The 18114-nt window shown below is 68.8% G+C and carries 17 protein-coding genes and 1 tRNA gene; 9 read left to right on the top strand and 9 right to left on the bottom strand.

Going from position 1 to position 18114, the window contains the following annotated elements; translation table 11 throughout:
- The first annotated feature begins 69 nt into the window (after positions 1-69).
- The 4 genes from ACZ4S3_RS13790 to pknB all read left to right on the top strand — a co-directional run bounded on the left by ACZ4S3_RS13790 (position 70) and on the right by pknB (position 6687).
- Positions 70-1656 carry a PP2C family protein-serine/threonine phosphatase gene (locus ACZ4S3_RS13790; RefSeq protein WP_467931917.1) on the top strand — a complete coding sequence of 529 codons (1587 nt, stop codon included), beginning with the start codon at positions 70-72 and terminating at the stop codon, positions 1654-1656.
- Between the two features lie 23 nt (positions 1657-1679).
- Positions 1680-3077 (top strand): FtsW/RodA/SpoVE family cell cycle protein, encoded by a 1398-nt coding sequence (locus tag ACZ4S3_RS13785; protein WP_467931916.1) that lies wholly within the window; start codon positions 1680-1682, stop codon positions 3075-3077.
- A complete protein-coding gene (locus ACZ4S3_RS13780) occupies positions 3074-4543 on the top strand; it encodes a peptidoglycan D,D-transpeptidase FtsI family protein (RefSeq protein WP_467931915.1) in 1470 nt (489 codons plus the stop codon). The genes ACZ4S3_RS13785 and ACZ4S3_RS13780 overlap by 4 nt, the downstream gene beginning before the upstream one ends.
- Positions 4544-4689: 146 nt before the next feature.
- Positions 4690-6687, top strand: a complete 1998-nt coding sequence (gene pknB, locus ACZ4S3_RS13775) for a Stk1 family PASTA domain-containing Ser/Thr kinase (RefSeq protein ID WP_467931914.1) — start codon at positions 4690-4692, stop codon at positions 6685-6687.
- 94 nt (positions 6688-6781) lie between these two features.
- Here the strand turns inward: pknB and ACZ4S3_RS13770 are convergent, their stop codons facing one another.
- The 6 genes from ACZ4S3_RS13770 to ACZ4S3_RS13745 all read right to left on the bottom strand — a co-directional run bounded on the left by ACZ4S3_RS13770 (position 6782) and on the right by ACZ4S3_RS13745 (position 11488).
- A complete protein-coding gene (locus tag ACZ4S3_RS13770; protein ID WP_467931913.1) occupies positions 6782-7531 on the bottom strand; it encodes a class E sortase in 750 nt (249 codons plus the stop codon).
- Between the two features lie 25 nt (positions 7532-7556).
- Positions 7557-9062, bottom strand: a complete 1506-nt coding sequence (locus ACZ4S3_RS13765; RefSeq protein ID WP_467931912.1) for a class E sortase — start codon at positions 9060-9062, stop codon at positions 7557-7559.
- Positions 9059-9715, bottom strand: a complete 657-nt coding sequence (locus ACZ4S3_RS13760; protein ID WP_467931911.1) for an aminodeoxychorismate/anthranilate synthase component II — start codon at positions 9713-9715, stop codon at positions 9059-9061. Before ACZ4S3_RS13760 ends, ACZ4S3_RS13765 begins: the two co-directional genes overlap by 4 nt.
- Positions 9712-9888, bottom strand: coding sequence for a hypothetical protein (locus tag ACZ4S3_RS13755; RefSeq protein ID WP_467931910.1), 177 nt, complete (start codon positions 9886-9888; stop codon positions 9712-9714). Before ACZ4S3_RS13755 ends, ACZ4S3_RS13760 begins: the two co-directional genes overlap by 4 nt.
- Before the next feature lie 81 nt (positions 9889-9969).
- On the bottom strand, positions 9970-10680 hold the full coding sequence (locus tag ACZ4S3_RS13750) for a class E sortase (RefSeq protein ID WP_467931909.1): 711 nt from the start codon (positions 10678-10680) through the stop codon (positions 9970-9972).
- Between the two features lie 37 nt (positions 10681-10717).
- Positions 10718-11488: a DUF881 domain-containing protein gene (locus tag ACZ4S3_RS13745; RefSeq protein WP_467931908.1), complete on the bottom strand. Its 771-nt coding sequence runs from the start codon at positions 11486-11488 to the stop codon at positions 10718-10720.
- Positions 11489-11669: 181 nt separating this feature from the next.
- Between ACZ4S3_RS13745 and crgA the strand changes: the two genes are divergently transcribed.
- Positions 11670-11924: a cell division protein CrgA gene (crgA, locus tag ACZ4S3_RS13740; RefSeq protein WP_467931907.1), complete on the top strand. Its 255-nt coding sequence runs from the start codon at positions 11670-11672 to the stop codon at positions 11922-11924.
- A 271-nt stretch (positions 11925-12195) separates the two neighbouring features.
- On the opposite strand, the gene ACZ4S3_RS13735 is transcribed toward crgA, so the two are convergent.
- Together ACZ4S3_RS13735 and ACZ4S3_RS13730 are read right to left on the bottom strand one after the other, a co-directional pair.
- Entirely contained in the window at positions 12196-13098 is a 903-nt protein-coding gene (locus ACZ4S3_RS13735) for a rhomboid family intramembrane serine protease (protein WP_467931906.1), read from the bottom strand.
- Positions 13099-13222: 124 nt separating this feature from the next.
- Entirely contained in the window at positions 13223-13750 is a 528-nt protein-coding gene (locus ACZ4S3_RS13730; protein WP_467931905.1) for a peptidylprolyl isomerase, read from the bottom strand.
- Between the two features lie 332 nt (positions 13751-14082).
- Between ACZ4S3_RS13730 and ACZ4S3_RS13725 the strand changes: the two genes are divergently transcribed.
- Together ACZ4S3_RS13725 and ACZ4S3_RS13720 are read left to right on the top strand one after the other, a co-directional pair.
- The gene (locus tag ACZ4S3_RS13725) at positions 14083-14802 is read left to right on the top strand and encodes a DUF5324 family protein (RefSeq protein WP_467931904.1); all 720 of its coding nucleotides are present in this window, start codon (positions 14083-14085) and stop codon (positions 14800-14802) included.
- A 294-nt stretch (positions 14803-15096) separates the two neighbouring features.
- On the top strand, positions 15097-15792 hold the full coding sequence (locus tag ACZ4S3_RS13720) for a transglycosylase family protein (protein ID WP_467931903.1): 696 nt from the start codon (positions 15097-15099) through the stop codon (positions 15790-15792).
- A gap of 109 nt (positions 15793-15901) precedes the next feature.
- On the opposite strand, the gene ACZ4S3_RS13715 is transcribed toward ACZ4S3_RS13720, so the two are convergent.
- Positions 15902-15977, bottom strand: a tRNA-Ala gene (locus tag ACZ4S3_RS13715).
- A gap of 128 nt (positions 15978-16105) precedes the next feature.
- Here ACZ4S3_RS13715 and ACZ4S3_RS13710 point away from each other — a divergent pair.
- Positions 16106-16654: a DNA-binding protein gene (locus ACZ4S3_RS13710; RefSeq protein ID WP_467931902.1), complete on the top strand. Its 549-nt coding sequence runs from the start codon at positions 16106-16108 to the stop codon at positions 16652-16654.
- A 42-nt stretch (positions 16655-16696) separates the two neighbouring features.
- Positions 16697-18112: a serine/threonine-protein kinase gene (locus tag ACZ4S3_RS13705; RefSeq protein WP_467931901.1), complete on the top strand. Its 1416-nt coding sequence runs from the start codon at positions 16697-16699 to the stop codon at positions 18110-18112.
- The last annotated feature ends 2 nt before the right edge of the window (positions 18113-18114 follow it).

The raw sequence follows: 18114 nt of genomic DNA, 5'->3' as shown, positions 1-18114 counted from the left end.
CCCGACCGGAGGGTGGGCAGTGTGGCTCGAGGAGACCGGCTGTACCCCGAACCGACGGGTGAGGTGCGCATGAGTCTGTCACTGCGCTTCGCCGCCGGATCGCACAAGGGCATGATCCGCGAGGGCAACGAGGACTCCGGCTATGCCGGTCCGCGCCTGCTTGCCATCGCCGACGGCATGGGCGGCCAGGCCGCCGGTGAGGTCGCCTCGTCCGAGGTGATCTCGACGCTGGTCCAGCTCGACGATGACGTCCCGGGCTCGGACATCCTCACGTCGCTGGGCACGGCCGTGCAGCGTGCCAATGACCAGCTGCGGGTGATGGTCGAGGAGGACCAGCAGCTGGAGGGCATGGGCACGACGCTCACCGCGCTGCTGTGGACCGGGCAGCGGCTCGGCCTCGTGCACGTCGGTGACTCGCGCGCCTATCTGCTGCGGGACGGTGTGCTGACGCAGATCACGCAGGACCACACCTGGGTGCAGCGGCTGGTCGACGAGGGCCGGATCACCGAGGAGGAGGCCACCACGCATCCGCAGCGGTCGCTGCTGATGCGGGCGCTGGGCAGTGGTGATCATGTCGAGCCCGACCTGTCGATCCGGGAGGTCCGGGCCGGCGACCGGTATCTGATCTGCTCGGACGGTCTTTCCGGGGTCGTCAGCCACCAGACGCTGGAAGAGACCCTCGCCGGCTACCACGGGCCGCACGAGACGGTGCAGGAGCTGATTCAGCTCGCGCTGCGCGGCGGCGGGCCCGACAACATCACCTGCATCGTCGCCGACGTCCTGGACGTGGACGGCACGGACACGATGGCCGGGCAGTTCAACGACACCCCGGTGATCGTCGGTGCCGTTGCCGAGAACCAGAGCCAGCTCAGCGACCCGAGCACCCTGCAGACGCCGGCGGCCCGCGCCGCCGAGCTCGGACGCCGGGACGGCCCTCCGGCGCCGCCCGGAGGTGCCTTCGGCCCGCCCGGCAGCGGCGGCCCGGGGGTCGGGGGCCCGCCCCAGGGTTCCTTCGGCGCGTTCACGGACGAGGACTTCCTCAAGCCGCAGCGGCGCGGAAAGTGGATCAAGCGGTCGCTGTTCATCGCCCTCGCGCTGGCCGTGGTCGGCGGCGGGCTCTACGGCGGCTACCGCTGGACGCAGACCCAGTACTTCGTCGGGGCCAAGGACAACCACGTCGCGCTCTACCGCGGCATCAGCCAGGACCTGGCGTGGATCTCGCTCAACAACGTGGACGAGGACCACCCCGAGATCGAACTCAAGTACCTACCGGTCTACCAGCGCAACCAGGTCAAGGCGACGATCCCGGTCGACAGCCGCACCCAGGCCGGCGAGAAGGTCACCGAGCTCGGCAAGCAGGCCAACGCCTGCCTCGCCAAGGAGCAGCGGGAGGCCGCCGCCGAGGAAGCGGCCCGTAACAAGGGCCGGGGCCAGGCCGGCGGTACGTCGGGCGGCAAGACCGGTTCGGCCGGCAAGCCCGGCAGCACCGCCAAGCCCGGCAGCACGGCCAAGCCCGGTTCGACGGACAAGTCGACGAAGCCGGACAGTGCTCTTCCCGGTGCGTTCGCCGCGTCCGCCACTCCCACACCCACCACCAGCCAGGCCCCCTCCGAGGAGCAGCAGAAGCTGGAAAAGAATTGCAGCACCCAGCAGTGAGGGCGTAGGGGGCCGTACATCTCATGAGCAGTACCACCAACACCACCACCATCGGCACGATCGGCGCCCCGAGCCGCCGCAACACCGAGCTGGCGATGCTCGTCTTCGCGGTGCTGATCCCGGTGTTCGCCTACATCAACGTCGGTCTGGCCAAGGACGGTTCGGTCCCCGCCGGCGTCCTCGGTTACGCGCTGGGGCTGGGGCTGCTGGCGGGTGTCGCGCATCTCGTCGTCCGGAAGTGGGCGCCGTACGCCGACCCGCTGATGCTGCCCATCGCCACCCTGCTCAACGGCCTGGGGCTGATCTTCATCTGGCGCCTCGACCAGGAGCCGGCGATCACGACCAAGCAGCTCGGCGGCGCGATGGCGCCGGGCCAGCTGATGTGGTCCACGCTCGGTGTCGGACTCTTCCTGGCCGTGCTGATCTTCCTCAAGGACCACCGTGTCCTGCAGCGCTACACCTATATCTCCATGGTCGTCGCGCTGGTGCTGCTGATCGCCCCGGTGTTCTTCCCGGCGCGGTTCGGTGCCCGAATCTGGATCACCATCCCGGGCATCGGCGGTCTGCAGCCCGGCGAGTTCGCCAAGATCATCATCGCGATCTTCTTCGCGGGCTATCTCATGGTCAAGCGGGACGCGCTGGCGCTGGCCAGCCGCCGCTTCATGGGGCTCTATCTGCCGCGCGGCCGTGACCTGGGCCCGATCCTCGTCATCTGGGCGCTGAGCCTGATGATCCTGGTCTTCGAGACCGACCTGGGTACCTCGCTGCTGTTCTTCGGTCTCTTCGTCGTGATGCTGTACGTGGCCACCGAGCGCACCAGCTGGATCGTGTTCGGCCTGCTGCTTAGCGGGGGCGGCGCGGTCGCGGTCGCGACCTTCGAGTCGCACGTCCAGGTCCGTGTCCACAACTGGCTCAACCCTCTGGAGCTGTCCAACGGCGGTGTCACCGAGACCGCGCAGGCGATGTACTCCTTCGGCTCCGGCGGGATCATGGGCTCCGGCCTCGGCCAGGGCTACTCCCGTCTCATCGGCGGCATCGCGCCCAAGAGTGACTACATTCTCGCCACCGTCGGCGAGGAGACCGGCCTGGCCGGCCTGATGGCGATTCTGATGCTGTACGGCCTGCTGATCGAGCGCGGTATCCGTACGGCGCTGGCCGCCCGTGACCCGTTCGGCAAGCTGCTGGCGATCGGCCTGTCCGGCGCCTTCGCGCTGCAGGTCTTCGTCGTCGCCGGCGGTGTGACGGGCCTGATCCCGCTGACGGGTATGACGATGCCGTTCCTCGCCCAGGGTGGTTCGTCCGTGATCGCGAACTGGGCGCTGGTCGCGATCCTGCTCCGGATCAGCGACACCGCGCGCCGGCCCGCCCCTGCCCCTGCCCCGTCCACCGACGCCGAGATGACCCAGGTGGTCCGCCCGTGAACAAGCCCCTGCGCCGGGTCGCGATCTTCTGCGGCCTGCTCGTCCTCGCTCTGCTGATCCGGGTCAACTGGGTGCAGTTCGTCCAGGGCGACCAGCTCAAGAACGACCCGCACAACCGCCGGGTCGCCATCGAGCGCTACAGCATTCCGCGCGGCGACATCATCGTCGACGGCAAGGCGGTCACCGGCTCGACGACGACCGACAGCGGCGACTTCAAGTACAAGCGGACGTACAAGAACGGCAAGATGTGGGCGCCGGTCACCGGCTATGCCTCGCAGGCCTTCGACGCCAACCAGCTGGAGAAGCTGAACGACGGCATCCTCTCCGGCACCGACGACAAGCTCTTCTTCAGCCGCACGGTCGACATGTTCAGCGGCGGCAAGAAGAAGGGCGGCAACGTGGTGACCACGCTGGACGCCAAGGCCCAGAAGGCCGCCTTCGACGGGCTCGGCAACAACAAGGGCGCGGTCGCCGCGATCAACCCGGAGACCGGTGCGATCCTGGCGCTGGCCAGCACCCCGTCGTACGACCCGTCGACGTTCGCGGGCAACTCGAACAAGGACGCCGAGGCGTACAGCGCGCTGCAGAAGAAGAACGACCCGGACGAGCCGATGCTCAACCGGGCGCTGCGCCAGACCTATCCGCCCGGCTCCACCTTCAAGGTCGTCACGGCCTCTGCGGCGCTGGAGAACGGTCTCTACGACGACGTCGACGCCAAGACGAAGTCGCCGTTGCCGTACATCCTCCCCGACACCTCCGGCTTCGAGCTGAAGAACGAGGGACCCATCCCGTGTGAGGACGCCAGCTTGCGTGTGGCGCTGCGGTATTCCTGCAACACGGTCTTCGGCAAGATCAGCGCCGACCTCGGCAACAAGAAGATGAAGGCCGAGGCGCAGAAGTTCGGCTTCAACGACTCGCAGATCGACACTCCGGTCCGGGCCGCGGAGAGCATCTTCCCCACGGACAACCGGCCGCAGAACGCGATGGCGGGCATCGGCCAGGCGTCCAACCGGGCCACGCCGCTGCAGATGGCCATGGTCGCCTCGGCGGTCGCCAACGGCGGCAAGCTGATGAAGCCGTACATGGTCGAGCAGCTGGAAGCCCAGAACCTCAGTGTGGTCCAGCAGCACACGCCGCAGGTGATGAGCCGTCCGCTCTCGCCGGAGAACGCGTCGAAGGTCCAGAGCATCATGGAGACCGTCGTCAAGGAGGGCACGGGAACCAACGCTCAGATCCCCGGCGTCACCGTGGGCGGCAAGACCGGTACCGCGCAGCACGGCGAGAACAACAAGGACAATCCGTACGCATGGTTCATTTCGTACGCGAAGACCGGTAAGGGCACCCCCGTCGCGGTCGCCGTTGTCATTGAGGGTTCCGACACACTCCGCGATGACATCGCGGGTGGCAAGCTCGCAGCTCCCATCGCCAAGAGCGTCATGGAGGCGGTACTCGAGAGCAACAAGTGACGCGGGTCATGCCAATACCGGTCACGTATCAGGTTGCGGCAGCGGCCCGGTCCGGTGCGGCACGCCGGGTACGGTATGCCCGGACAGCACACCGCCGGACCACACACGGGTGCGGTCGGGACTGACGGAGAGGGCTGGAGAAGCTTATGGAAGAGCCGCGTCGCCTCGGCGGCCGGTACGAGCTGGGGTCGGTGCTCGGCCGCGGTGGCATGGCGGAGGTCTACCTCGCCCATGACACCCGCCTGGGCCGCACCGTCGCTGTGAAGACGCTGCGGGTGGACCTCGCCCGCGATCCGTCCTTCCAGGCCCGGTTCCGCCGTGAGGCCCAGTCGGCCGCCTCGCTGAACCATCCGTCGATCGTCGCGGTGTACGACACCGGCGAGGACTACGTCGACGGGGTCTCGATCCCGTACATCGTCATGGAGTACGTCGACGGCTCGACGCTGCGTGAGCTGCTGCACTCCGGCCGGAAGCTGCTGCCCGAGCGCTCGCTGGAGATGACCATCGGCGTCCTCCAGGCGCTGGAGTACTCCCACCGGGCCGGCATCGTCCACCGCGACATCAAGCCGGCCAACGTCATGCTGACGCGCACCGGCCAGGTCAAGGTCATGGACTTCGGCATCGCCCGTGCCATGGGCGACTCCGGAATGACGATGACGCAGACCGCGGCGGTCATCGGCACCGCGCAGTACCTCTCGCCCGAGCAGGCCAAGGGCGAGCAGGTCGATGCCCGCTCCGACCTGTACTCCACGGGCTGTCTGCTGTACGAGCTGCTCACCGTGCGGCCGCCGTTCGTCGGTGATTCACCGGTCGCGGTGGCGTATCAGCATGTGCGGGAAGAGCCGCAGAAGCCGAGCAACTTTGATCCCGAGATCACGCCCGAGATGGACGCGATCGTCCTGAAGGCGCTGGTCAAGGACCCGGACTACCGCTATCAGTCGGCGGACGAGATGCGCGCCGACATCGAGGCGGCACTCGACGGCCAGCCGGTCGCCGCGACCTCCGCGATGGGCGTGGGCGGCTTCGACCAGGACCAGCCGACCACGATGCTGCGTCCGCAGGACGGCGGCGGCCCGAAGACGTCCATGCTCCCGCCGATGAACCCCGACGACGGGGGCTACGGCTACGACGATCGTGCCGACCGGCGACGGGGCGGCGGCCAGAAGAAGAGCCACACGTCGACGATTCTGCTGGTGCTCGCGGCGGTGCTCGTCCTGGTCGGTGCGATCTTCATCGGCCGGGCGATGTTCAGCGGCGGCAACAACAACGGCAAGACGGAGCTGGTCGACCTCACCGGCAAGAGCCTCGACCAAGCCAAGGACTACGGGCGCAACGGCAACTTCAAGGTCGCCGTGGGTGGCCGCAAGGCCTGCACCAACGCCAAGAAGAACCAGGTCACCGACCAGTCCCCGGCACCCGGCACGAAGATCGGGAAGGGCGAGACGGTCACCGTCACGATGTGTACGGGGCCGGAGCGGTTTACGGTTCCCAGCGTCAGGAGCCTCCCCGAGGCCCAGGCCAAGTCGGAACTTGCGGCCCGCGGATTCACCAACGTCGATACCAAGCAGGTCGTCTCCGAACGGGACGAGGGCACTGTCACCGATCAGGACCCGAAGCCGGGCTCCAAGAAGCCCAAGACCACCCTGATCACGCTGTCCATCGCCAAGGCGGCCCCGAAGGTCCACGTCCCGAACGTGGTCGGCAAGGACTTTGACTCGGCGAACAAGCAGCTGACGGATCTCGGTCTGACCGTGGAGAAGCAGGAGCAGGACGTGACCGACCCGGCGCAGGTCGGCAAGGTCACCTCCATGAACCCGACAGGTGACTCCGACGTCAAGCCGAACTCGACCATCACGCTGACGGTCGGCAAGGCCCAGACGGCGATTCCCACCGTCGTCGGTATGAACGTGAAGGATGCGAAGAAGACGCTGCAGGATGCCGGCTTCACCAACATCCAGTTCGCCGACGGCAGTTCGCAGGAGGACAACGCCATGGTGGTGGGCCAGGATCCGCCGCAGAACACGCCCTCCGATCCCGCGAGCACGACCGTGAAGCTGACCACCGCGGGTGGCGGCGGCAACGGTAACGGCGGGGACAACGGCGGCGGTTGGATCGGCGGCGGCGGCGGTCCCTTCGGGAACTAGCAGCCCCGCACCTCGTACGAGGAAGCCCCGGCAGCCCTTGGAGGGCGGCCGGGGCTTCGTCGTGCGGGAAGGGCCGATGCGCGCTGTGCGCGGGTCAGCTGAGTTCCTTCGGCGGCGTGCGGTCCGCGTCGACCTTTTCCGTGCGCTCCAGCTCGCCCCAGACGATGTAGCGGTAGTTGGAGGTGTAGACCGGGGTGCAGGTCGTGAGGGTGATGTAGCGGCCGGCCTTGTTCTTGCCGGACTCCTTGGGGACGTTGTCGAGAACGCCCACGTTGTACTTCGAGGTCTGGCTGAGCACGGCGTAGACCTTGTAGATGTACCAGGTGTCCCGGGTCTCGAAGACGATCGGGTCGCCGTCCTTGAGCTTGTCGATGTTGTGGAACTTCGCGCCGTGGCCGTCGCGGTGCGCGGCGAGGGTGAAGTTGCCCTTCTTGTCCTGCGGCAGCTCCGACTTGACCGGCTTGGTGTAGTAGCCGGCCACGCCCTCGTTGAGGATGTCGGCGTCGGTGCCCTTCTTGACCAGCACATCGCCGTTGTCCATCGCCGGGACGTGCAGGAAGCCGATGCCGTCCTTGGTGTCCAGCTGGCCGGGTCCCTTGGGACCGCTGGGGCCGGCCTTGGCCCAGTGCTGGCGTACCGCGTCACCCTGCTTGTGTGCCTCGCGGTCGGCGAGGACGTTGGTCCACCACAGCGAGTAGACGACGAAGAGACCCAGAATCAGTCCGGCCGTGATCAGCAGCTCGCCGATGACGCTGACGACGGAGGCGGCGATCCGCCATCCGCGGCGCGGCTTCGGTGACGGCTCGGAGGGGTCGGTGTCTTCGTCGTGTTCAGTCGCGGTCACCGCGTCATACCCCTCTTACATTCGGTCAGCCGGCGAGCGCTTTCGGTTTGCCCTTGCTCCGCGGTCGCTCGTCGACCATCTTGCCCCAGACGATCATTCGATAGGTACTGGTGAATTCTGGGGTGCAGGTCGTCAGCGTGATGTAGCGCCCGGGACCGGTGAATCCCGAGCCGGGCGGTACGGGTCCGATCACGCTGGTGTTGCTCGGCGAGGTCTGCGGGAGGATGCTCTCCATCTCGTACGTGTAGTACGCGCTCTGGGTCTCTACGACGATCTTGTCGCCCTTGGTGAGCTTGTTGATGTAGCGGAACGGCTCACCGTGCGTGTTGCGGTGGCCTGCCACGGAGAAGTTGCCCTTCTTGTCCCAGGGCATCGCCGTCTTGATCCCGCTGCTCTTGTCGTAGTGACCGACCATGCCGTGGTCCAGCACATTGTGCTTGTCGATGCCCTCAGCTATCGGCGCCTTCACATCCAGCTTCGGGATGTACATGATTCCGAAGCGCTCGCCGACCGCGAGATTCTTCTTTTCTCCGCCGCCCTTTTCCCACTCGTGCTGGAGGGTGGTGGCGGCGCCGCCCGCTTCTTCGTCGGCCATCACATTCGTCCACCACAGCTGATAGGTGACGAACAGCAGCATCAGCACGCCGAGGCTGATGAACACCTCGCCGACCGCGCGGCTGACGATCAGGCTGAGGCTTTCCTTGGCAGCACGGGCGGCGCGGCGGGCCTCCAGCCGGGAGGTGGGGGCGGGCGGCGGTTCGGCGGCGGAGGCGGCCTTGGGGGCTGCGGCGGCTGCAGCGGCTGCAGCGGCCACGGTGGCCCCGGCCCCGTGCCGGCCGCGCCTGCCGCCCCGCTTGGTGGCTTCCTGGGCGGCCTTGCGTCGGGCCGCCCGGCCGCCCGGCGCCGGCGTCGCGACTGTTTCACGTGAAACAGCGTCGCGGGCTTCGGTTTCACGGGCCTTGGTTTCACGTGAAACGTCGTCCCCGTCACCACCCTGCCCCCTGCCGCGGCTCACCCCCGACTCCTCGGCCTGACGCAGTGCCATGGTCGCGTTGTCCGGGTGCGGCCCGGCGGCGGAGCCGTAGCTGGGGCCGTTCCCCTCGTCGTAGCCCTGGGCCGGACCGGGTGCGGCCAGGCCGGGTGCGGGCGAGCCGGGCCCAAAGGTGCGCGGCCGGCGGGGCGTGGGGTCGTGGGAGTGCCGTCCTCGTGCGGGCGGATCCGGTGGGCCGGGCTGATCCGCTCCACGGTGCGGCCGGAGCCAGGGCGAGTCGTCGCTCGCGCCGCGATGGGCCGGCCGGCCGGGTTGCTCGTACGGTCCGGGATCGGGCGCCGGTGCCGCCTGGCCCGGCAGCGGGTCGTTCAGCGGATCGTTGAGCTGCCCGACTGCTGCCTCGAACGCGTCGGGCCGACCGTACGTCTCCGGTGGGTCGTAGGGGTCCTGCGCCCCGTGGGGCTGCTCGGATACATACGACTGCGCCGACTCGTGCGGCTCATAGGATCTCCCTTCACGCTCCGGGCGCAGGGCCGTCACGCGCCGGCCTTGCCGACCACCGGGGCAAGCCCCGTAGAGCGCTGCACCGCCCCCTCGTCGCCGCACTCCACGAGCCAGTTGGCGAGCATCTTGTGGCCCCATTCCGTCAGCACCGACTCGGGGTGGAACTGCACGCCCTCCACCGGGAGTTCGCGGTGCCGCAGGCCCATGGGGATCCGCCCGCCGGGGGCATCCACGGCCTCCGTCCAGGCCGTGACGATCAAGTCGTCGGGGACGGAGCCGGGCTCGACGGACAGGGAGTGGTAGCGCGTGGCCGTGAAGGGGGAGGGCAGGCCGGAGAAGACCCCGGCGCCCTCGTGGGTGACGAGCGAGGTCTTGCCGTGCAGGAGCTCGGGGGCCCGGTCCACCACGCCGCCGTAGGCGACCGCCATCGATTGCATGCCCAGACAGACGCCGAACACCGGGACGCCGGTTTCCGCGCAGTGGCGGACCATGTCGATGCAGACGCCGGCCTGCTCGGGGGTGCCGGGTCCGGGTGAGAGCAGGACGCCGTCGAACCCGTCCTGGGCGTGCCGGGGAGCGACCTCGTCATTGCGCAGCACCTCGCACTCGGCACCGAGCTGGTAGAGGTACTGGACGAGGTTGAAGACAAAGCTGTCGTAGTTGTCGACGACGAGAATCCGTGCGGTCATCGGAGTGCCGCCATCCCTTCATTGACCGTGACGTCATTGAAGGGGAGCAGCGGCTCCGCCCACGGAAAGACGTACTGGAAGAGCACGAAGACGACCGCCAGCCCCAGCACCAGTGAAATCAGCGCCTTCACCCATGCGTTGCCCGGCAGATGCCGCCAGATCCAGCCGTACATGCGCTCGCTGTCCCCTTGCCGATGCCGATGACGTTGTCGATTGCCCCACCAGAGTAAGGGGCGAGGGCGGGCACAGGTGGGTCAGCCGGGCAAAGCCGATGGCCTTCCCTGTTCGACGGGTTGGGTGGAATCCAGGTGTGCCCAGGCGATCAGCCGGTGGCTGTGGCCCCATTCCGGCTCGCAAGTGGTCAGCGTGAGATAGCGTCCCGGGCCGTTGAAGCCAGATTTTGCCGGTACGGGGTCGATCACTCCGATGTCGCCTGGCAGCGTCGTATAGGGGCGGTTGTCGATGCGGTAGGTGAACCAGGTCGTGCCGTCGGTCAGCACCACGGCGTCGCCGGGGCGCAGCCGGGGGAAGTCCTTGAAGGGGTCGCCGTAGGTGCGGCGGTGTCCGGCGACGGCGAAGTTTCCGACCTGGCCGAGCCGCGCGGTGCGGTCGTAGTGGCCCAGGCCGCGTTTGAGGATGTCGGTCGCGGTGCCTTCCAGCACGGGTTTGGCCCAGTCCGAGCCGAGGCGGGGGATGTACATCACGGCGAAGGACGCGCCCGCTGTGTAACGGCGGGGTGGCTTGGCCGGGGTGGGTGCGGGGGCGTTGTCGTGGGAGGTGACCGGTCCCGTCGACCATTGCTCCTGGAGCTTGCCGATCTCGCCGTCCATCGCGCTGTCCGCCCGTACGCCGGTCCAGAACAGCACATAGACGACGAAGAGCACGATGAGTGTGCCGGCGGTGACACAGATTTCGCTGAGCGTCCGTACGATCCACCGCATCGTCGTCCGGCTCCGCACCGTCATTCGGCCCCGCCCCTCCCGCCGCCCCGCGGCGCGCGGGCTACGGCTTCACAGGCTGTGCGTAGTGGAGATCCACTGTGCCGGAGTAACCGGGAAGAGTCACCGTCTCGCGCTGGTCGACTTTCCAGCCCAGGCCGTAGGCGTTCACGTACTGCAGATAGTTCTGGATGGTGGGCGAGGCGGTCAGCGCGCTGTTGAGCGCGGCGCGGTCGCCGACGGCGGTGATCGTGTACGGCGGGGAGTAGACCCGGCCCTGGAGGATCAGGGTGTTGCCGACGCAGCGCACCGCGCTGGTGGAGATCAGCCGCTGGTTCTTGACCTGGATGCCCTTGGCGCCGCCCTGCCACAGGGCATTCACCACGGCCTGCAGGTCCTGCTGGTGGATGACCAGGTCGTTGGGCTGCGGTTCGGGGATGCCGGGGATCTTGGCGGTGGCGTTGGGCGGGGCGTCGGTGAGAGTGACGGTGACGCCCTGGCCCTTCAGGGGCTTGGTGCCGGCGTTCTTCTCCAGCGCCTTGAGCTTGGCGTCCTCGGCCTTGGAGCTGCCGTTGTCGCGCTGGGCGAGGGCGTCGACGCGTTCGCGCAGGGTGGCGTTACGGTCGTCCTGGGCACCGTTTTTGTGGCTGCGCTCCTGGATGAGGTCGGACAGTCGCAGCATGGAGTCGTCCGAACGCAGGTTGGTACCACGCGCGGTGTCGAAGCTCAGCCAGAACAGCAGTCCGGCGAGGGCGAAGACGGTGAGGGTCAGGAGCCGTACCGGCCGCAGGCGCGGGCGGGCGGGGCGATCTGGGGAGTCAGCGGAAGTGCTCAACGTACCCTTACTCCTTACGACGCCGCGGAAGCACTACGCTAACGGACGCCCGGGGAAGGAATCGCGCCCCACCGCTTCCCCTCCCGGCAACCCTTCCGTACCGCCCCCGCGCAGGTGGGGGCACCGCCCGCTCGAGCGCCGCCACGAGTGGGGGAGCAGCGCATCGACAGGAGAGTTCCTCGTGCCGAAGTCACGGATCCGCAAGAAGGACGACTTCACGCCGCCGCCGGCGAAGACCACCAGTCTGAAGATGAATTCAGGCCGTGGCTGGGTCGCGCCGCTGATGCTGGCGATGTTCCTGATCGGACTCGCCTGGATCGTGCTGTTCTACGTCTCCGAGGGCGATCTGCCGATCAGGGCCATGGGGAACTGGAATATCGTGTGCGGCTTCGGCTTCATCGCGGTGGGCTTCGGCGTCTCCACTCAGTGGAAGTAGCGCAGGTCCCGCCGAAGCAAGCCCTGCCCAAGGCCATCCACACGGTTATCCACAGCCGGGGAAAACTTCAGAAGATCTGTGGATAACCCTTCGGAAGGTTGACGCCGGTGTGACCGGCGGGGGCCGCCACCTGGCCCCGTCTCCCCTGTCCTGGCTGGGGAAACGCAGGTCAGCGCGGCTCAGAACGAGTGTTCCCCACAGCTTGCACAAGATCCGCCACGCACTGTGGACAACTTGGTGCGGGCAGGCCCCCGAAAGCGGTGCGGCCCGGTCAGCCCACCAGTTGGAGCGTCCGTACCCACACCACCGCGACGATCGCCAGCAGCGCCACCACGCACGTCGCGGTATGCACCACATTCCGGCGCTCGCGCGGCGCATGCACCATTCCGTACGCGACCGCCGCGCCCACCACCAGGCCACCGATATGCGCCTGCCAGGAGATGTTCGGCCAGGCGAAGGTGAAGACCAGGTTGAGGCCGAGCAGGATCAGCACCGGCTTCATGTCGTAGTTCAGCCGGCGCATCAGGACGGCGGTGGCCCCGAGCAGCCCGAAGATCGCGCCGGAGGCGCCGAGGGAGAAGTCGGACGGCGCGGCGAGCAGATACGTCAGAGCGCTGCCGCCGAGGCCGGAGAGCATGTACAGGACGGTGAACCGGAGCCGGCCGAGCGCCGCCTCCAGGGGCGGGCCCAGCCACCACAGCGAAAGCATGTTGAACGCGATGTGCGGGATCTCCTGGTGCAGGAACATCGCCGTCACCAGGCGGTACCACTCACCCTCGGCGACGCCGTGCGGCACGTACCCGGGAGGCGTGCGGCCGAGCATGATCAGATCGTTCAGCAGCCCGGTGCCGTCCGCCCGCACCGCGATGAAGACCGCCAGGTTGATACCCATCAGGATCAGGGTGATCAGCCGCGGATTGGCGGCGATGGTGCCGCCCGCGATGGTGCGCGGGGCCGTGGCGCTCGCCGAGTGTCCGGTGCCGCCTCCGCCGCGTACACAGTCCGGGCATTGGAAGCCGACCGAGGCACTGACCATGCAGTCCGGGCAGATCGGCTTGTCGCACCGGGTGCAGTGGATGCCGGTCGTACGGTCCGGATGGCGGTAGCACCCCGGCAGACCGTCGCCGCCATGGGCGTCCTTCGGCTCCTGCGGGCTGCCTGGCACCTGGTCCATCGGTCCCCTCGTCCTCTTCGTCCGGTCGGTCAAAAACACCGCCCCGCCCGGTGTACGACCGGGCGGGGCGCAATGGTTCCCCGAAGCGGGACGCTACCGTCCGGCTCCGGGCCGCAGGAATCGCTCAGCGGGTCTCGATGACGACCGACTCGATGACGACGTCCTGCAGCGGACGGTCGGTCCGCGGGTTGGTCTGGGTGTTGCCGATGGCGTCCACGACCTTCTTGCCGGCGTCCGTGGTGACCTCGCCGAAGATGGTGTGCTTGCCGGTCAGCCACGCGGTCGGCGCGACGGTGATGAAGAACTGCGAGCCGTTGGTGCCCGGGCCGGCGTTCGCCATGGCGAGCAGGTAGGGCTTGTTGAAGGCCAGGTCGGGGTGGAACTCGTCCCCGAACTGGTAGCCGGGGCCGCCGGTGCCGTCGCCCAGCGGGTCCCCGCCCTGGAGCATGAACCCGCTGATCACACGGTGGAAGACCGTGCCGTCGTACAGCCTGTCCTTGGACTTCTTGCCGGTCGCCGGATGCGTCCACTCGCGCTCGCCGGTGGCGAGCTCGACGAAGTTCTTGACCGTCTTGGGAGCATGGTTCGGCAGAAGCCGAATCTCGATGTCGCCCTGGTTGGTCTTCAGGGTGGCGTAGAGCTGTTCAGCCACGATCTACCTTCCATAAGTCTTCACTGGCGGTTACCGATCCTCGCACGGACCCCCCACCCGTCGCCCGACCACCGCCCCCCAACGAGCTTCGCGCGTATTTTCACCCGTCGCCCCGCCGTCGCCGGGCCCCGGGGAACCGGGCGCGCAAGGCGGCAAACCGTGGCATTGTCGTCACAAGGCTCCGGAAGGTCCCCAATGACCCGGATGCCCGCTCTTACATGCCGTACGACGTGTGAGCGGGCATGATCTTGCATCGGGTGGACAGGCGACACAGCAGACATGGGGGACCACCCCCCCAACGCCCCGGACACGCCACCGAGGAGGAGGATCCCGTGACCCGCAAGGACAGCGTGCGCGCCGCGACCGGTACGGCCAAGGACAGCGTGCGGCACGCCGCGGAGGTGGTGGCTCCGTATGCCGGTACGGCCAAGGACACCGCCGTGCACTACGCACATGAGGCCCGTACCCGCATGGGGCCCAAGGTTGCCGAAGCCGCGCACCAGGCCCGCTCGCAGTACGACGCGCATCTGCAGCCGCGCCTCGAGCACGCCCGTGACGCCCTGCCGCCCAGGGTGGACGCCGCGGCCTGCCGGGCCGCCAACCGGACCCGTAAAGCCGCCCGGCAGGCCGCCGAGTACACCGCACCGCGGCTGGAGCACGCGGTGATCACGGCCCGCGCCGCCGCCGAGCCGGTGCGCGACGAGGCCCTCGCCCGCGGCGCCGCCGCCCTCGCCGCACTGCGCGGCCAGGTGACGGCCGCCGAGATCGCCAAGTTCCAGAAGAAGCAGCACCGCCGCGCCTGCGCCGGCAAGGTCGCCAAGCGGCTGGCGATCCTGGGCATCCTGGCGGGCGGCGCGATCGCCGCCTGGAAGTGGTGGGACAAGCAGGCCAACCCGGACTGGCTGGTCGAGCCGCCGGCCCCCACCGAGGTCGGCGATCGTGGCCGCCTCAACGCCGTCGACGGCAGCCAGGGCGCCTCCCTCGACCCCGAGGTGCAGGCCAAGCAGGACGAGAGCGAGTCCGACGAGCGCGGCGGCGGCAGCACCGCCTGACGCGTCCCGCACCACAACGACGGGCCGTGCCCGCCTTTCCCTCAACAGGGTGGCGGGCACGGCCCGTTGAGGTTCGCACCGCCCCGGAGGCCGCCGGATCACCGTCGGCCTCGCAGACCGTCCCGTACTGCATAACGCACCGTCAGGACCGTGCGTCCACCCAGGTGAAACACGCGCCTTCAGGGGCGCCAAACGTGCCGAAAAGCATATTGGCCGGTTACCTCGTGCCTGCCCACCGGTCGTGGCGTGCACTGCGCCGCGACCGCTGCCGGAGCACAGCGGAGGAGTACCGTCATGTCGTCGCGTTTCGTCAAGCGGTCCGTCGAAGCGAGCCTGTCCGTGCTGATCGTGCTGCTGAGCGCCCTGGGCCTCACCGCCCAGGCCACCGCGGCGGCCGCGCCGCCAACCGCCCCAGTGGGCACGGACTGGGAGCGGATCGCCGAATGCGAGAGCAGCGGCCGCTGGCACATCAACACCGGCAACGGCTACCACGGCGGGCTCCAGATCGACGCCACCACTTGGCGGGCCTACGGCGGCCGGAACTACGCGCCCCGCCCCGACCTCGCCTCCCGGTCGCAGCAGATCTCGGTCGGCGAGCGCATCGCCGGGGACCGTGGCATGGCGCCGTGGCCGAACTGCGGACGATTCGGCCTGTTCGGTTCCGGCTTCACCTCGGTCGACGACGACGAAGCCGTCCCCCACCACCGGCAGCCGTCGGCGACCCACCACTCACGCCAGACGTACCAGCCCCAACGGACCCACCGGTCCCCGTCGGCGAACCACCCGCCGAAGCAGCAGCACGCCCCCAAAGCCTCCGGCACCCGGGCCGGCGCCGCCTACGTCGTGCACCGCGGCGACTGTCTCTCGGTCATCGCGCATCAGCAGCGGATTCCCGGCGGCACCCAGGCCCTGTACGACCTCAACAAGCACACGCTCGACGAGGGCCCGGACCACATCTACCCGGGGCAGCAGCTGCGCCTGCATCAGTGACCGGAAGCCCGGCAGCCCGGCGCCCCGCGGCGCCCCGGCCTCTCCCAGCATCTTCCAGCGCACAAAAATGCCCCCTGACCTGCGGTGACACAGATCAGAAGGCATTGGATGGTGGAGCCTAGGAGAGTCGAACTCCTGACATCTGCCATGCAAAGACAGCGCTCTACCAACTGAGCTAAGGCCCCTTCGCGGACCAGGGTACCTGGTACCTGACCGCTTTCCCGACCGGGTATCGCCGCACCCCGCCACTCTCCGTAGGATGCTTCGCGAGATTCGCGGCAGCGAAGCGCGATCGGGGAGACAGGGGAAACGCATGGACGCAGCACAGCAGGAAGCCACCGCGCGAGCCAGGGAGCTGCAGCGCAGTTGGTACGGGGAGCCTCTGGGTGCGTTGTTCCGCCGTCTTATCGAAGATCTCGGTCTCAATCAGGCCCGGCTCGCCGCCGTACTCGGCCTGTCCGCTCCGATGCTGTCGCAGCTGATGAGCGGGCAGCGCGCGAAGATAGGCAACCCGGCCGTGGTGCAGCGCGTCCAGGCGCTGCAGGAACTGGCCGGACAGGTCGCGGACGGCAGCGTCAGCGCAGCCGAGGCCACCGACCGGATGGAAGAGATCAAGAAGACGGCCGGCGGTTCGGTGCTGAACAACACCACGCAGCAGACGTCGTCGACGGGGGCCACCACCGTACGGCGCGTGGTGCGCGAGATTCAGTCGCTGCTGCGCTCGGTCTCCGATGCCGGCGACATCATCGATGCGGCGAACACCCTCGCCGCCACACACCCCGAACTGGCAGAGTTCCTCAGGGTCTACGGTGCCGGCCGCACCGCGGACGCGGTCGCGCACTACGAGGCGCACCAGAGCTAGCCACAACGGAGCTTGCGGAGTTCGGGAGCGGAACGGGGCGTCATGGGTGAGATCTTCGCCGGTCGGTACGAGCTGATCGACCCGATCGGACGGGGCGGTGTCGGCGCCGTCTGGCGCGCCTGGGACCACCGGCGGCGCCGCTATGTGGCAGCCAAGGTGCTGCAGCAGAGCGATGCCCACACTCTGCTGCGCTTCGTACGGGAGCAGGCGCTGCGGATCGACCATCCGCATGTGCTGGCTCCGGCGAGCTGGGCCGCGGACGACGACAAGGTGCTGTTCACCATGGATCTGGTGAACGGCGGCTCGCTGGCGCATCTGATCGGTGACTACGGCCCGTTGCCGCCGCAGTTCGTGTGCACGCTGCTGGACCAGCTCCTGGCCGGGCTGACCGCAGTGCATGCGGAAGGGGTGGTGCACCGCGACATCAAGCCGGCGAACATCCTGCTGGAGGCCACCGGAACCGGGCGTCCGCATCTGCGGCTGAGCGACTTCGGCATCGCGATGCGCAAGGGCGAGCCGCGGCTCACCGAGACCAACTATGTGGTGGGCACGCCCGGTTACTTCGCACCCGAGCAGATGCTGGGCGCCGAGCCGGACTTCCCGGCGGACCTGTTCGCGGTCGGTCTGGTGGCGCTCTATCTGATCACCGGCGCCAAGCCGGACGCGGAGGCGCTGATCCGCCACTTCGCCGAGCGAGGCATCCCCAACGCCCCCGAGGGCGTGCCGGAACCGCTGTGGCAGGTGCTGGCAGGGTTGGTGCATCCGGATCCGGAGTCGCGGTTCAAGACGGCCACGGGAGCGCGCAAGGCGGTCCTGTCGGTGGCCGAGATGCTGCCGGACGCGACGATCGAGGAAGAGATCGTCGAGGTCTTCGACCACATCGGGCCGCTGCCGGGCGGGTTCGGGCCGACCGGACCGCTGGCCTCCAAAGGCGTGTCCGGGGGCGGCGAGGCCATGGGTGCGGCCGGCGGGGCTGTCGGCGCGACCTCCGGGCAGGTTTCCCTGTCGGACACCGGGAGCTTCCAGCTCGCGCCGCCGGAGCAGAGCCTGTCGGCGCCGCAGCGGCCTAGCACCCCGCCCACCCCGACACCCCTGCCCAGTGCGCCTCCGGGTGGTACGCCCCCGGGCCAGGGTATGCCCGTCGCGCCGCCCACGCCACCGCCGGCTCCGATGCCGTCGTACGAGCCGACGGCGGCCATCCGGCCGGAGGTCTCGGCGACCCGGCCGTACACCGCGGGTCCGTACCCGGTTCCCGGTCAGCCGCCGGTCGCCGGGCCTGGGCAGCAGGCTCCTGTTGCGCACACGACGCCTCCCGCGGGCGCCCCGGCCGGTGCGCGCCCCGCGGCCGTTCCGGTCCCGGAAAGGCGGCCGGGACCGCCCGCGAAGGTGGCGGTCCCGGTGCTGATCGTGGCGCTGCTGTGCATCGCGGTGGGCGTCTGGGCGCTGTCGGTCTCCTGACG

This window comes from Streptomyces sp. NPDC028368 (assembly GCF_055565615.1).
Note: the sequence above shows the minus strand (reverse complement) of the source record. Positions and strands in the feature narration are given on the sequence as shown.